Source organism: Actinacidiphila paucisporea (assembly GCF_900142575.1).
GTDB lineage: Bacteria > Actinomycetota > Actinomycetes > Streptomycetales > Streptomycetaceae > Actinacidiphila > Actinacidiphila paucisporea.
In genome coordinates this window covers 100,622-114,906 of sequence record NZ_FRBI01000012.1, presented here as the reverse complement: position 1 = coordinate 114,906, position 14,285 = coordinate 100,622, and the positions used below count along the sequence as shown (strand labels likewise).

Below are 14,285 nucleotides of genomic sequence, written 5' to 3'. Positions count from 1 at the left end.
CCCGCGCGGCGCCCCATGAAGCCACGCACACCCCAGGGGCGCGGGACGGGCCCCTGGACACCGAGTCCGACCGACGCGCACCGCGAGGGTGGAATCCAGTGAAGCTGACCAAGAAACGGCACTCCTGCGTCCGGATGGAGAAGGACGGGCTGACGCTCGTCATCGACCCGGGTGCCTTCAGCGAGCAGGACGCGGCGGACGGCGCCGACGTCATCCTGGTCACCCACGAGCACGCCGACCACTTCGACCCCGGCCGGCTGCGGTCCGCTCTCGAAGCCAACCCGGCGGCCGAGGTGTGGACCCTGGCGAGCGTCGCCGAGCAGCTCTCGGCGGCCTTCCCCGGCCGGGTGCACACGGTGGGACACGGCGACACCTTCACCGCCGCCGGCTTCGACGTGCAGGTGCACGGCGAGCTGCACGCCGTCATCCACCCCGACCTGCCGCGGATCACCAACGTCGGCTACCTGGTCGACGGGGCCGTCTTCCACCCCGGGGACGCCCTGACCGTGCCCGGCTACCCGGTGGACACCCTGCTGCTGCCGGTCATGGCGCCCTGGAACAAGCTCTCCGAGGTCATCGACTACGTCCGCGAGGTCAAGCCGCGGCGGGCCGTCGACATCCACGACGCGCTGCTGACCGACCTGGCCCGGCCGGTGTACGACACGCAGCTGGCCAACCTGACCGGCGCCGACCACCTGCGGCTCGCGCCGGGCGACGGCACCGCGACCTGACCGGTCAGGGCGTGCGGCTCGTTGTCGGACCCAGCCGCTAGGTTGGTCCGTATGCGCATCGCGACCTGGAACATCAACTCGATCACCGCCCGGCTGCCCCGGCTGCTCGGCTGGCTGGAGAGCAGCGGCACGGACGTCCTGTGCGTCCAGGAGACCAAGTGCACGGACGAGCAGTTCCCGTACGACGAGCTGCGCGAGCTGGGGTACGAGGCGGCCGTCAATGCCGACGGGCGGTGGAACGGGGTGGCGCTGATCTCCCGGGTGGGCCTGACCGACATCGTCAAGGGCCTGCCCGGCGGGCCCGCCTACGACGGGGTGCAGGAGCCGCGGGCGGTGTCCGCGACCTGCGGCCCGGTCCGCCTGTGGTCGGTCTACGTGCCGAACGGGCGCGAGGTCGGCCACGGGCACTACGCGTACAAGCTCCAGTGGCTGGAGGCGCTGCGCGCCGCCGTGGCCGACGACGCGGCGGCCGAGCTGCCCTTCGCGATCCTCGGCGACTACAACGTGGCGCCGACCGACCAGGACGTCTGGGACATCTCGGTCTTCGAGGGCAGCACCCATGTCACCGCCCCGGAGCGGGACGCCTTGGCCGCGCTGCGCGGCACCGGCCTGACCGATGTGGTCCCGCGCCCGCTGAAGTACGACCACCCGTTCACCTACTGGGACTACCGCCAGCTCGGCTTCCCCAAGAACCGCGGCATGCGCATCGACCTGGTGTACGGCAACGGGCCGTTCGCCAAGGCCGTGTCCGACGCGTATGTCGACCGCGAGGAGCGCAAGGGCAAGGGCGCCTCCGACCACGCCCCGGTCGTCGTCGACCTCGACGTCTGACATCCGGCCGCGCGCCTGGTATCGGTGCGGTGGATGCGCTGCCAGGCTGAGGGCATGGACATCCCCCTCATCAGCCGGTGGCGCAAGCGGCGTGCCATGCCCAGCGGCTTCGCCGTCTTCGGCAGCCCGGACCCGCCGGACCCCGCGATGCTGGCCGAGCTGCTGGGCGAATGCCCGCTGCTGCGGGCCAGGGCGGCTGACGACGGGGTGGAACTGGACGACACCGCCGCCTCGTTGAGCGCGCTGGACCAGCTCGTGCCCAACTGGCGCGACGAGGAGGAGCAGGCACTCGACCGGCTCGGCAACGGCGCGGGCCTCTACCTGGGCACGGTCATCGTCCGCACGGTCCCCGGCGCACGCTGGGACGTGTGGCCCAACGGCCGCCCGATAGTGCGCCTCGCGACCGGCCGCGAGATCGACACCGTCGAACTGGGCCACACCTGGGCCGAGAACGGCAGCCCGGAACTGTCCCAGGCCCTGGCCGAGACATCAGAGGACTGACGCCCGAGCTGTCGTAGTGGCCGGCCGAGGAACGAGGCCGTCCGCGGAGGAAGAGGGGGCGCGGGGAACTGCGCGGGCAACCCCCCCGCCGGCGGAAGATCCCGGAGCACACGGGTCCGGGCACCCCGGAGGGAAGAGGGCCGCGCCCCGCCGGGCGGGTCACCCGAACCGGTGGTGCGCACCCCACGCTGGGGTACGACCAGGGCGTGTCAACGCCCTGGTCGCCGGCTGGGGTGCGGCATATGTGCATGATGGCGGCAGACGTTCCCCATGACTCTCCCATCAGCCTGGCACCGGAGGCACCACGTGGACTCCCTACAGCAGCTGCCGAACATCGGGGCGGTGCTCGCCGACCGCCTGCGCCGCGCGGGCGTCGACGACGCCGGCGAACTGCGCCGGCTGGGATCGGGCAGGGCCTTCGAGAAGATCCGCCCCGACCTGCCGGACGACGCCTGCACCCACACCCTGCTGGCGCTGGAAGGCGCCCTGCGCGGCATGCGGTGGACGGCGATCCCGCAGACCGAACGCGACACGCTCGTCCACCGCGTGCTCGGCTGACCGCCGCCGCATGCCGGAGGAGCCGCTGATCGTCCTGCGCGGTGTGAACAAGCACTTCGGGCGGCTCCACGTGCTCAAGGACATCGAGCTGACCGTCGGCCGCGGCGAGGTCGTGGTGGTCATCGGCCCGTCGGGCTCGGGGAAGTCCACCCTGTGCAGGGCGATCAACCGGCTGGAGCCGGTGGAGTCCGGCACCATCACCGTGGACGGGCAGCCGCTGCCCGCCGAGGGCCGGGCCCTGGCGAAGCTGCGGGCGGACGTCGGCATGGTCTTCCAGTCCTTCAACCTCTTCGCCCACCGCACCGTGCTGGACAACGTGATGCTGGCGCCGCTCAAGGTCCGCCGCCACGGGAAGGCCGAGGCCGAGCGCAAGGCCCGCGAACTGCTCGACCGGGTCGGTCTGACGGCGCAGGCGGACAAGCTGCCCGCCCAGCTGTCCGGCGGCCAGCAGCAGCGGGTCGCGATCGCCCGCGCGCTGGCCATGGACCCCAAGGCGATGCTCTTCGACGAGCCGACCTCCGCCCTCGACCCCGAGATGATCAACGAGGTGCTCGAAGTGATGCAGCAGCTCGCCGAGGAGGGCATGACGATGGTCGTGGTCACCCACGAGATGGGCTTCGCCCGGTCCGCCGCGGACCGGGTGGTCTTCATGGCCGACGGGGAGATCATCGAGGACCGGGTGCCGGAGGACTTCTTCACCGACCCGCGGACCGACCGGGCCCGCGACTTCCTGTCCAAGATCCTCCACCACTGAACGGCCGCCCGTGACCTCGACGCAGCGCGGTCCCCGGCTCGCCGCCGCCCTCCTGCCGGTGCTGGCCGCCCTCGTGCTGGCGCTGACCGGCGGCTGCGGCCGGCAGGGCAGCCCGCCGGCCAAGGGGCCGCGGGCCGGCGACCTGCCCGCCTACCACGTCGACACCGCCTTCTCGCTGCCCGCCTCGCCCACCTGGACCCGCGCCCACCGCCGCGGCCGGCTCGTCGTCGGCGTCAAGGACGACCAGCCCTACCTCGGCGAGCGCGACCCCGCCACGGGGGCGTACTCCGGTTTCGACATCGAGATCGCCAGGATGGCGGCCGCCTCGCTCGGCTTCCCGGCCGACCGCATCACCTTCAAGGCCATCGCCTCGGCCAACCGGGAGACGGCGCTGGGCAACGGGCAGGTCGACTTCTACGTCGGCACCTACACCATCAACGCGCTGCGCAAACGCCAGGTGGGCTTCGCCGGGCCGTACTACCTGGCCGGCCAGGGCCTGCTGGTGCGCACCGACGAGCACGACATCAACGGGCCGCGCGACCTGAAGGGCAAGAAGGTCTGCTCGGCCGCGGGTTCCAGTTCCATCCAGCGCATCGAGGCCGACTACCCCGACGCGACACCGGTCACCTACGACACCTACTCGGTGTGCGTGGACAACCTGCTCACCTACCAGGTCGACGCGGTCACCACCGACGACTCGATCCTGCTGGGCTACGCCGCCAAGGCCCCCAAGGAGATGAAGGTGGTCGGCAGGCCGTTCTCCAAGGAGCCCTACGGCATCGGCCTGTCCAAGGGGGACACCGCGCTGCGGCTCGCGCTGGACGACGCCATCGTCGCGCACGAGCGCAACGGCGACTGGAAGCGGGCCTACGACGCCACCCTCGGCCTGTCAGGGGTGCCCGCGCCCACCCCGCCGCCGGTCGACCGCTACTGAGGGGACGAGGGAGCGACGCGTGAACGTGCTGACCGACAACTTCTCGCTCTACGGAAAGGGCCTGTGGGGCACCGTCCAGCTCACCCTGCTGGCCGGCGCCCTCGCACTGGCCGTCGGGGTGCTGATCGCCGGCTTCCGGGTCTCACCGGTGAAGGCGCTGCGGGTGTTCGGCACCGCGTGGGTGACGGTGCTCCGCAACACCCCGCTGACCCTGCTGTTCTTCGCGGTGCTGCTCGGCCTGCCGCGGTTCGGCGTCGTGCTGCCCTTCATGGTCTTCGCGGTGCTGGCCCTCGGCGCGTACACCTCGGCCTTCATCTGCGAGGCGGTGCGGGCCGGCATCAACACCGTGCCGCTCGGCCAGGGGGAGGCGGCCCGCAGCCTCGGGATGACCTTCACCCAGACGCTGTCGCTGGTGGTGCTGCCGCAGGCGGCCCGCTCGGTGATCCCGCCGATCGGCTCCACCCTGATCGCGCTGGCCAAGAACTCCGCGATCGCCGGCTCCTTCTCGGTCACCGAACTGCTCGGCACCTACAAGCCGCTCAACGAACGCGGCTACGGGATCGTGTGGACCTTCGTGTGGATCGCGGTCGGCTACCTCATCGTCACGCTCACCCTGGCCGGCGTCTTCGGCCTGCTGGAGAGGAAGCTGGGGGTGGCCCGGTGACCGCGGGCAGCGCCCTCTACGACATCCCCGGCCCCAAGGCGCTGGCCAGGCACCGGCTGTACGCCTGGATCACCACCGCGGTGCTCGTCGCGCTGGTCGGCTTCGTCGTCTACAAGCTGGTGGACACCGGGCAGTTCTCGGCCGTGAAATGGCGCCCCTTCACCTACCAGGGCATCCAGCGGCTGCTGCTGACCGGCCTCGCCAACACCCTCAAGGCCTTCGGCTGGGCCGCGCTCGCCTCGCTGGTCTTCGGGGTGGTCTTCGCCGCCGGGCGGCTCTCGGACCACCGGGTGGTGCGCTGGACGAGCACGCTGGTGGTGGAGTTCTTCCGGGCGATGCCGCTGCTGGTGATGATCTTCTTCATCTTCATCGCGCTCAAGCTCGACCCGATGCTCGCGCTGATCATCGGTCTGACCCTCTACAACGGCTCGGTGCTCGCCGAGGTCTTCCGCGCCGGGGTGAACGCGGTGCCGCGCGGCCAGCGGGAGGCCGCCTACGCGCTCGGGATGCGCAAGACCCAGGTGATGCCGTACGTGCTGGTGCCGCAGGCGGCCAGGGCGATGCTGCCGGCGATCATCAGCCAGCTGGTGGTGGCGCTGAAGGACACCTCGCTGGGCTACCTCATCACTTACCAGGAGTTCCTCTACTCGGGGAAGCTGATCGCCACCAACCTGGACTACGACCTGCCCTTCATCCCGGTGGTGATGGTGATCGCCCCCGTCTACATCGGCATGTGCGTGCTGCTGTCCTGGTCCGCCAACCGGATCGCCAGGCACGAGCGGCGCAGTCCCAAGGCCAAGGGCGTCACGGTGACGACGGCGCTGCCCGAGGAGATCTGAGTCCCGCCTGTCCCGATGCCGGCTTACCGGGGGTAAGCCGGCGGTGTGCGACCGGTGGGGCGTGATCCCGGTTTGTCCCGCGCGGGGTCGGGCACCCGCTCCGGTGGGACGGATCCGACCCCGCGAGGAAAGAGACGGCGCCATGAAAGACACGATCACCCACGCCTCGGCCATGAGCGACACCGACATCGTCGAGCTGGGCCAGCAACTGCGGGTGGACTCCGTGCGGGCGGCCGCGGCGGCCGGCTCCGGGCATCCCACCTCGTCGATGTCCGCCGCCGACCTGATGGCCGTGCTGCTCGCCCGGCACCTGCACTACGACTTCGACCGGCCCGACCACCCCGGCAACGACCACCTGATCCTCTCCAAGGGCCACGCCTCCCCGCTGCTCTACTCCGCCTACAAGGCGGCCGGCGCCATCAGCGACGAGGAGCTGCTCACCTTCCGCAAGTTGGGCAGCCGCATGGAGGGCCACCCCACGCCCCGGCTGCCGTGGGTCGACGTGGCCACCGGGTCGCTCGGCCAGGGCCTGCCCGTCGGCGTCGGTGTCGCCCTCGCCGGCAGCCGGCTGGACCACCTGCCGTACCGCACCTGGGTGATCTGCGGGGACAGCGAGATGGCCGAGGGCTCGGTGTGGGAGGCCTTCGAGCACGCCGGCATCGAGGGCCTCGACCACCTCACGGTGATCATCGACGTCAACCGGCTCGGCCAGCGCGGCCCCACCCGGCACGGTTGGGACCTGGACGCCTACGCGCGCAGGATCCGTGCCTTCGGCTGGCACACCGTGGAGATCGACGGCCACGACATCGCGGCCATCGACGAGGCCATGACCACCGCCGCCACCACCCGCGGCGCCCCCACCGCGATCATCGCCCGTACGCGCAAGGGCCGTGGCGCCAGCGAGGTCGAGGACCGCGAGGGCAAGCACGGCAAGCCGCTGTCCGACCCGGACGCCGCCATCCGCGAACTCGGCGGGGTGCGCGACCTGCGGGTGCACGTCCAGTCACCGCCCGACGTCGAGCCGCCCGCCCGCGGTGGCGGCGACCCGCACACCGCGCTGCCGCGCTACGAAACCGGCGGAGACCCGGTGGCCACCCGTACCGCCTTCGGCGAGACGCTCGCCGCGCTCGGCTCGCTGCACGACGACGTCGTGGTCCTGGACGGCGAGGTCGGCGACTCCACCAAGGCCCAGCTCTTCTCCGCCGACCACCCCGAGCGCTACATCGAGTGCTACATCGCCGAGCAGCAGATGATCGCCACCGCCGTCGGGGTCGGGGTGCGCGGCTGGACCGCCTACGCGTCCACCTTCGCGGCCTTCCTGACCCGGGCCCACGACTTCCTGCGGATGGCCGCGATCAGCCGCTCGGCGATCAACGTGGTCGGCACCCACGCGGGCGTCTCGATCGGCGAGGACGGGCCGTCCCAGATGGCGCTGGAGGACCTGGCGATGATGCGGGCCATCCACGCCACCACCGTGCTCTACCCCTGCGACGCCAACCAGACCGTCCAGCTGGTCACCGCGATGGCGGACCAGCCCGGCATCACCTACCTGCGGGCCACCCGCGGTGACAGCCCGGTCATCTACGGGCCCGGCGACGCCTTCCCGGTCGGCGGCAGCAAGGTGCTGCGCTCGCACCCCGACGACCAGGTCACCCTGATCGGCGCCGGCGTCACCGTCCACGAGGCGCTGGCCGCCGCCGACCAGCTGGTCGCCGACGGCATCAGGGCCCGGGTGATCGACCTCTACTCGGTCAAGCCGGTCGACACGCAGACGCTGCGGACCGCTGCCGCGGACACCGGCCGCTTCGTGATCGCCGAGGACCACCACCCCGAGGGCGGCCTCGCCGACGCGGTCATGGGGTCCTTCGGCAACGGCCACCCCACCCCGCTGCACACCCGGCTCGCCGTCCACACCATGCCGGGCTCCGCGACGCCCGCCGAGCAACTGGACGCGGCGGGCATCGACGCGTCCGCGATCGCGGCCGCCGCCCGCAAGCTCGTCGCCACCTGACCGCCCCGCGGAGGCCAGCCCTGCGCACGCCCCTTCGTACGCCCCGCTCGAACGAGAAGTGACGCCCGGGTAACTTTGCGGCGTCCGGCCCATTGACACCGCTCCCCACGGCCCCGAGCCTGATCGACGTCAGCGTCGACGCAGGGGAGGGGCCACATGGCCGCCAGGTTTGGCATGGGCAGCAGCAGGAGCGGGGTACGGGGCGCGGGGGTGCGCCGCAGGGCGGTGGGGCTGGGGGCGGCGGCGCTCGGCGGAGCCCTCGCGCTGACCGCCGCGGCCGTCACCCCGGCCGCCGCCCACCCCGCCGGGCACCAGGGCGACGGGCACGGCAAGGCCGTCCACTACGTGGCGCTCGGCGACTCGTACACCTCGGGCCCCGCCATACCGACCCAGGTCGACGCGAACTGCGCCAGGTCGAACGAGAACTACCCGTCCCTGGTCGCCGCCGCCGGGCGGTACGCGAGCTTCACCGACGTCAGCTGCGGCGGCGCCACCACCGTCCAGATGTGGCAGGCACAGGGCACAAACGGCCCGCAGCTGGACGCCGTCACCCGGGACACCACCCTGGTCACCGTGCAGATCGGCGGCAACGACATCGGTTTCGGCTCGATCATCGCCACCTGCGCGGGGCTGAGCGTCACCGCCCCCGCGGGCAGCCCCTGCAAGGACCACTACCGGGCGGGCGGCTTCGACCAGCTCACCCTCAACGTGGTCAAGACCGCGCCGAAGATCGCCGCGGTGCTGCGGGCCGTGCACCGCCAGGCCCCGCACGCCCGGGTCGTCGTCGTCGGTTACCCCGACCTGCTGCCCGACGACGGCGTCGGCTGCTTCCCCGCCGTGCCCTTCGCGGCCGGCGACTTCCCCTACCTGCGGGACACCGAGAAGCAGCTCAACGCCATGCTGCGGATCGAGGCGCTCTTCGGCGGCGCCGAATACGTCGACACCTACCGGCCGACCGTGGGCCACGACATGTGCAAGGCACCCGCGGACCGCTGGATAGAGCCGCTGGTGCCCGCCTCGCCTGCCGCGCCCGCCCACCCCAACGCCACCGGCGAGCGGGTGATGGCGCAGGCCGTGGCCGCCCAGGTCGCCGACGCGGACCGTTCCCGCAGGTAAGGCGACCCTGAGTCGCGGGCGCGCGCGGCGTCATGGATCATCGATCCATGCCGGTCCTGATAGCCGCGTGCGCCTTCGCGATGACCCTCGTCGGCGGAGTCGTCGCCCAGCGCATCGGGGACCGCCGCCACCTCGTCCTCGGACTCGCCGCCGGGCTGATGCTCGGCGTCGTCGGATTCGATCTGCTCCCCGAGGCGCTGCAGACCCAGCCGAGGGTGGTCTTCGGGGTGCCCTCGGCGCTGCTGATGTTCGTCGCCGGCTTCCTCGCGCTGCACATCATCGAGCGCTCGGTCGCCATCCACCGCGCCCACGAGGGCGAGTACGCCCCGCACGCGCACGGCCACGGGCACGCGCACGACCCGGTCAAGGGCATCGGGATCACCGCGGCCGCCGCACTGGTCGGGCACAGCGTCATGGACGGCTTCGCGATCGGCGCCGCCTTCCAGGCCGGCAACACCGTCGGCATCGTGGTCGCCATCGCCGTCGTGGCACACGACTTCGCCGACGGCTTCAACACGTACACGATCACCCGGATGTACGGGAACGGCAGGCGCCGGGCGCAGATGCTGCTCGGCGCCGACGCGATCGCCCCGGTGGCCGGGGCGGCAGTGACGCTGGCCTTCACCATCCCGTCCGGGGCACTCGGCCTCTACCTGGGCTTCTTCGCCGGGTTCCTGCTCTACCTGGCGACCTCCGACATCCTCCCGGAGGCGCACAGCCCGCACCCGTCCACATCCACGCTGCTGTGCACGGTCGCCGGCACCGGCATCATGTGGCTGGTGATCGGTCTCGCTGACTGAACTTCCTGGACGTCCCGACGGCCGGCTTGGTCACGTCGGCCACCAGCTCCACCACGTCGGAGCCGTACGCCTGGGAGTTCACCACCCGCAGCAGCAGGCAGAAGGTCGCGTCCACCCCGTGCTTGCGGGCCAGCCGCACGTGGTGCCTGGCCAGGTACCTGACGGCGGCCTGGTTGGCGATACCGCGCTGGCCCGACGACAGGAAGACCGGGCGGTCGTTGCCGGTGTCGCCGGCCGACGCCAGCCGGGCCAGCAGGACGTGCTCGACAGCGCCCTTCTCCAGCCGGTAGGTCTCGCCGCCGACGGTTATCGCGCCCTGCTCGGGACCGGGCGCCGGATCGACGTTGATCTCGACGCCCGGCAGCATGGAGCGCAGATGGGCCGCGAGCCGCAGGTTCTCCGCGGGCCCGCCGATGCAGAACTCGGTGCGCGCACCGAAGCCCTGCCAGGCCGTGTCGTGCGCGAGCACCTCCGAGTGCGCCCCGCAGTCGCCGATCACCGCGGCCAGTTCGAGCAGGGCGAAGGCGTCGTGCCGCGCCACGCTCCAGCCCCGCGACCCCGGGTCGCGCGGCACCACCAGCAGGCACTCGGAGTCCTTGGGGAGCCCGAAGAAGCGCTGCTTGCGGTGCAGCCTGCGCTGCCACAGGTAGCCGCGGGCGAACCAGCCGAGCGCCACGCAGACGGCGGCAGCGGCCAGGCCAAGGACGAGGTTGCGGAGGTCGTCGCTCATGGCGCGGCATCGTAGCGGTGTTCGAGCGGTGCCGACTACGGTGGGGCCGCGCCGCGAGCGGCCGGTCAGGCCGGGAGCAGGGCCAGGATGTCCGCGGTGCTGCCCGTCTCGCCGAGCCGCGGGAAGATCGTCGCGACCGAGCGCTCGTGCGCGGCGGCGTCGGTGTCGGTCACCGCGTCGGTGGCCACCGTGACGTTGTAGCCGTGCTCGTACGCGTCACGGGCGGTGGACTCCACCCCGATGCTGGTGGAGATGCCGCACAGCACGATCTGGGTGACGCCGCGGCGGCGCAGCTCCAGGTCCAGCCCGGTGCCGTAGAAGGCGCCCCACTGCTGCTTCGAGACGGTGATGTCGGACGGCTGCCGGTCCAGCTCGCCGACCAGGTCGGCCCAGCCCTCGGGGAAGGCGACACTGCCGCCGGGGCCGCCGTCGGTGCGACCGGGCGCCATGCCGGTGACGTTCACCAGCACCACCGGCAGCCCCGCCTTGCGGAAGGCGGCGGCCAGCCGCGCGCTGCGGGCGACGACCTCGTCCGCCGGGTGGGCGGTGGGCAGGGCGACGATGCCCGCCTGCAGGTCGATGACGACCAGGGCGGTACGGGGGTCGAGGGTGGTGGCGCTCATCGCGGGACATCTCCTGTGGGATCGGGGTGGTGCGGGTGGTGCGGTGGGTCGTGCCGGGGGGCGTGCGGCGACTCCACCAGCCGGCGGAGCAGCGGGAGCGCGCAGGCCAGGGCGCGGTGCTCGTCCGGGGTGAGCCCGGTGTCGATCGCCTCCGCCAGCCAGCCGCGGCGGGCCGCCCGGCCGGAGCCCAGCAGGCCGGCGCCCTCGGTGGTCAGCGAGAAGACCACCTGCCGGCCGTCGGTCGGGTGCGGGGCGCGCGCGACCAGCCCGCGCTCCTCCAGGGCGGCAAGCGTCAGCCGCATCGACTGCGGCCTGACCAGCTCGTCGCGGGCCAGCCCGGCCGTGGTCGCCGGACCCTGACGTCCCAGCCGCCCCATCACCGACTGCTGCGAGGGGGTCAGCTCGGCCGCCGCGGACGCCGCCCGCAGCCGCCTGCCGAGCTGGGCGACCAGCGTGGTCAGCTCGTCCGCGGTGCGCGCGGGGTCGGTTCTCGGCATGCCCCCACCGTAGGAGTCCGACAGGACAACTGACAAGTTTGCCTGTCGATCGGCGGCGGATTCTGTCACCGCCCGAAAACCGTCCGTAGCAGCGCCGTAACGCACCGGGTGTCCAATGCCGGTCGGGAGGCTTCGGTGACGGCGGATTTCACGTACTACTTCCGGTCCCTGGTGGCGGCGCTCGGCGAACGGCCCGGCTGGTACGGCCTGTACGCCCAGCGTGAACCCGGCGCCGCCCGCGACCACGAGACCGGGCGGGAGATCCCGCCCTGGGACGTGGTCAGGACCATCCTGCGGGACCTCGCGGTCAACTCCGGTGCCGGCGACATCGACCCGTCCATCGCGGCCAGGGCGTACGCCCTGCACCGCGCCGCCCTCGCGGCCGAGGACGCCGCGCCCGGCGCCGCCGCCCGGCTGCGCTCCCGCCTCGACGAGGCCACCCGGGCCCGCGAGTCCGCGGCCGCCCGCGCGCGCGAGTCCGCCCGCGCCTACGCCCGCCACCCCACCTCCGCCCGAGCCCAGTCGCTCGCCTGGACCCGGGACGACCTGACTCGTACCACCGCACGCTGCACGGCCCTCCACCAACGGCTTGCCGCCGTCGCTCCACCCGCCCCCGCCCCGGTCGAGCCACCGGGTGCGCCGACGCAGTCGGCGCCGCGCGGTGCGCGTTTCGCCGGGGCGCCGCGGTCGGACGCGCGGCCCGCGCCCTCGGGTGCGGATCCCGCGGCGCCCCCGGCGGGGGAGTACGACGGGTCCGCCGCCGCGCCGCGGGGTGCCCGCTTCGCCGGTGCGCCCCGGTCGGACGCGCAGCCCGCGCCCCCGGCCGCCGGCTCCGCCGTACGCGAGGCCCCCGCGGCCCGGATGCCGCGCGGGGCCCGCTTCGCCGGTGCGCCGCAACCGGCGCCGGAGCCCGTGAGGCCGGCCGACGACCCCCGGTGGACCGCCGAGGCGCGCGCCGAGGCCGCCAGGCTCGGCCAGTTGCGCCGGACAGGGGAGAGCGGTGCCGCCTACCTCGTCCTGGCCGCGGCCGCGGAAGGCCCCGCCGACCGCCTGCCCTACGTCGTACGGGAACTGGAGCGCACCGGCCTCGCCGCGGACGTGGCGACCCTGCTCTGGGAGATCGCGGCGCTGCCGCCGCAGCCGGTCGCGGAAGCGGTCAACGCGCTGGCCGCCGCCGGGCGCGGCCCGCACTCCCGCACGCTGCTGCACCAGGTCGCCGCGCGCGCGGCGGGAGACGTCGCCGTGGTGGCCGACCTCCTGCACAGCGGCGGCCGCACGGCCGAGGCCGGCGAGCTCCTCGAAACCGTGGCCCGCGGCCGGAGCGCGGAAGCGGCGGCCGCGGTGGCCCGCGCCCGCCCGGCCCTCACCGACCCGCTGCTGGCCGCGGCCGCCCGCGTCTCCCCGCCCTGCCACCGCGACCTGGCGGCGGCCCTGCACCGCGGAGGCCGCTGAGAGCCGGGGGTGGGCCCTGGAGCCGACCGGGCGGGACCTGCCGGACAGGCCTCAGCGCACGGGGCGGCGGCCCGGACCTCGGACGAGGCGGGCGAGATAGGCGAGGTCGGCGACGAAGACCAGGATGCCGATGACCAGCAGGTAGAGCAGGCCGTTGACGACGGCGCCGATCAGGCCGAGCACCATCGCCACGATGATCAGCAGCAGGAAAAGAACCACGACGCGGACACCTCCTCGGTGCGTCCCGGCGCGGGCACGGCCCGCGGCGGGGTCAGCGGCGGGCGAGCTGCCGCTCGCCGTTGGCCCCCGGCTTGTAAGTGAGGCCATAGTGCGAGAAGACCGCGGGCTCGTCCTCGGCGGGCAGGACGTCGTCCGTGCCGATCGACGGCGCGGACTTGACCAGCTCCCTGTCGTAGCCGACCTTCACATAGCCCGGCCCGACCTGCGCGTCGTCCAGCGGTACGAAGACCAGCCGGTGCCGGGTGGGCATCCCGACCCGGACGGTGGCCATCGCGGGCTCGTCGGTGCTGGTGTCCACGTAGACGGACTCCAGGATCCCGATCCTGTGGCCTGCGGGATCGACGACTTCTTCGTTGCGCCACTCGCGGATGTCCCCGATATGGATCATGCTTCGGTCCCTTCGCCCGGCCGGACCGCCCCGGCTTCTGCTCCCAGCCTTCCCCGGACCGCCCGGCTCAGCTGATCGGGAGCCTGTCGCGTACGCCGCCCGCCAGATCCCGCACGCCGTCCGCGAGACCGTCCGCCGCGTGCCGGGTGCCCTGCCGGGTCCGGTAGGCGAGCGAGGGCTTGCCGTGCGTGTCGGCGGCGGCCAGCAGCACCCCGCCGAGCGCCGACAGGACGGCGAAGAACCGGGCGCGCTGCCGCGCCCGCTCGTCGGGGTCGTCGATCGTCCACCACGGCTCGACCGCCAGGACGGCCGGCAGCAGGCTGACCGACAGCGCCAGCGCCGCCGCGCGGGGCAGCCGGCCGAGCGCCAGCAGCCCGCCGGCACCCAGCTGCACGGCGCCGGTGATCCTCACCAGCTGCTCGGCGTCCTGCGGCAGCCGCAGCACACGTTCGGTGAGCGGCAGCGCGGTCGGCGTCACGTCCGGCGCCTGCGCGTCGGGGCTGCGCAGCGCCGCATACCCCCCGACGACGAAGGTCGACGCGAGCAGGGGGCGGGCGAACTTCCTCAGTACGGCCATACCGATCGTCTTCCCCGGCGGCGCCCCCCGACACGTGGC

18 protein-coding genes are annotated in these 14,285 nt (G+C 73.2%); 12 read left to right on the top strand and 6 right to left on the bottom strand.

What is annotated here, in order from left to right; all coding sequences use genetic code 11:
- Positions 1-98 precede the first annotated feature (98 nt).
- From BUE44_RS19350 to BUE44_RS19300, 11 genes are all read left to right on the top strand, one after another.
- Positions 99-731, top strand: a complete 633-nt coding sequence (locus BUE44_RS19350) for an MBL fold metallo-hydrolase (protein WP_073500139.1) — start codon at positions 99-101, stop codon at positions 729-731.
- Between the two features lie 51 nt (positions 732-782).
- Positions 783-1,562: an exodeoxyribonuclease III gene (locus tag BUE44_RS19345; protein ID WP_073500137.1), complete on the top strand. Its 780-nt coding sequence runs from the start codon at positions 783-785 to the stop codon at positions 1,560-1,562.
- Between the two features lie 54 nt (positions 1,563-1,616).
- Positions 1,617-2,063, top strand: a complete 447-nt coding sequence (locus tag BUE44_RS19340) for a DUF6278 family protein (protein ID WP_073500135.1) — start codon at positions 1,617-1,619, stop codon at positions 2,061-2,063.
- A gap of 306 nt (positions 2,064-2,369) precedes the next feature.
- Entirely contained in the window at positions 2,370-2,621 is a 252-nt protein-coding gene (locus tag BUE44_RS19335; RefSeq protein WP_073500133.1) for a TfoX/Sxy family DNA transformation protein, read from the top strand.
- Positions 2,622-2,631: 10 nt separating this feature from the next.
- Entirely contained in the window at positions 2,632-3,375 is a 744-nt protein-coding gene (locus BUE44_RS19330) for an amino acid ABC transporter ATP-binding protein (RefSeq protein WP_073500131.1), read from the top strand.
- Between the two features lie 10 nt (positions 3,376-3,385).
- Positions 3,386-4,309 (top strand): glutamate ABC transporter substrate-binding protein, encoded by a 924-nt coding sequence (locus BUE44_RS19325; protein WP_073500129.1) that lies wholly within the window; start codon positions 3,386-3,388, stop codon positions 4,307-4,309.
- Positions 4,310-4,328: 19 nt separating this feature from the next.
- Complete coding sequence (locus BUE44_RS19320) at positions 4,329-4,973, top strand: amino acid ABC transporter permease (RefSeq protein WP_073500127.1); 645 nt, start codon at positions 4,329-4,331, stop codon at positions 4,971-4,973.
- Positions 4,970-5,812, top strand: coding sequence for an amino acid ABC transporter permease (locus tag BUE44_RS19315; protein ID WP_073500125.1), 843 nt, complete (start codon positions 4,970-4,972; stop codon positions 5,810-5,812). Before BUE44_RS19320 ends, BUE44_RS19315 begins: the two co-directional genes overlap by 4 nt.
- 172 nt (positions 5,813-5,984) lie before the next feature.
- Positions 5,985-7,823, top strand: coding sequence for a transketolase (locus tag BUE44_RS19310; protein ID WP_073500300.1), 1,839 nt, complete (start codon positions 5,985-5,987; stop codon positions 7,821-7,823).
- A gap of 156 nt (positions 7,824-7,979) precedes the next feature.
- A complete protein-coding gene (locus BUE44_RS19305; protein ID WP_235002266.1) occupies positions 7,980-8,939 on the top strand; it encodes an SGNH/GDSL hydrolase family protein in 960 nt (319 codons plus the stop codon).
- A gap of 47 nt (positions 8,940-8,986) precedes the next feature.
- Positions 8,987-9,739 (top strand): ZIP family metal transporter, encoded by a 753-nt coding sequence (locus tag BUE44_RS19300; RefSeq protein WP_073500123.1) that lies wholly within the window; start codon positions 8,987-8,989, stop codon positions 9,737-9,739.
- Here BUE44_RS19300 and BUE44_RS19295 read toward each other — a convergent pair.
- From BUE44_RS19295 to BUE44_RS19285, 3 genes are all read right to left on the bottom strand, one after another.
- Positions 9,708-10,469, bottom strand: coding sequence for a hypothetical protein (locus BUE44_RS19295; protein ID WP_073500121.1), 762 nt, complete (start codon positions 10,467-10,469; stop codon positions 9,708-9,710). The two genes, BUE44_RS19300 and BUE44_RS19295, sit on opposite strands and share 32 nt — an antisense overlap.
- Positions 10,470-10,534: 65 nt before the next feature.
- Positions 10,535-11,092 (bottom strand): isochorismatase family protein, encoded by a 558-nt coding sequence (locus tag BUE44_RS19290; protein WP_073500118.1) that lies wholly within the window; start codon positions 11,090-11,092, stop codon positions 10,535-10,537.
- Positions 11,089-11,589 (bottom strand): MarR family winged helix-turn-helix transcriptional regulator, encoded by a 501-nt coding sequence (locus tag BUE44_RS19285; RefSeq protein WP_073500116.1) that lies wholly within the window; start codon positions 11,587-11,589, stop codon positions 11,089-11,091. The genes BUE44_RS19290 and BUE44_RS19285 overlap by 4 nt, the downstream gene beginning before the upstream one ends.
- Before the next feature lie 135 nt (positions 11,590-11,724).
- On the opposite strand from BUE44_RS19285, the gene BUE44_RS37530 reads away from it, so the two are divergent.
- Complete coding sequence (locus BUE44_RS37530) at positions 11,725-13,041, top strand: hypothetical protein (RefSeq protein ID WP_073500114.1); 1,317 nt, start codon at positions 11,725-11,727, stop codon at positions 13,039-13,041.
- Between the two features lie 51 nt (positions 13,042-13,092).
- Here the strand turns inward: BUE44_RS37530 and BUE44_RS37915 are convergent, their stop codons facing one another.
- The 3 genes from BUE44_RS37915 to BUE44_RS19270 form a co-directional block, all read right to left on the bottom strand.
- Entirely contained in the window at positions 13,093-13,260 is a 168-nt protein-coding gene (locus tag BUE44_RS37915) for a hypothetical protein (RefSeq protein ID WP_200804460.1), read from the bottom strand.
- Positions 13,261-13,312: 52 nt separating this feature from the next.
- Entirely contained in the window at positions 13,313-13,669 is a 357-nt protein-coding gene (locus tag BUE44_RS19275; RefSeq protein ID WP_073500112.1) for a PRC-barrel domain-containing protein, read from the bottom strand.
- 67 nt (positions 13,670-13,736) lie between these two features.
- Positions 13,737-14,246 (bottom strand): DoxX family membrane protein, encoded by a 510-nt coding sequence (locus tag BUE44_RS19270; RefSeq protein ID WP_073500110.1) that lies wholly within the window; start codon positions 14,244-14,246, stop codon positions 13,737-13,739.
- Positions 14,247-14,285: the final 39 nt, after the last annotated feature.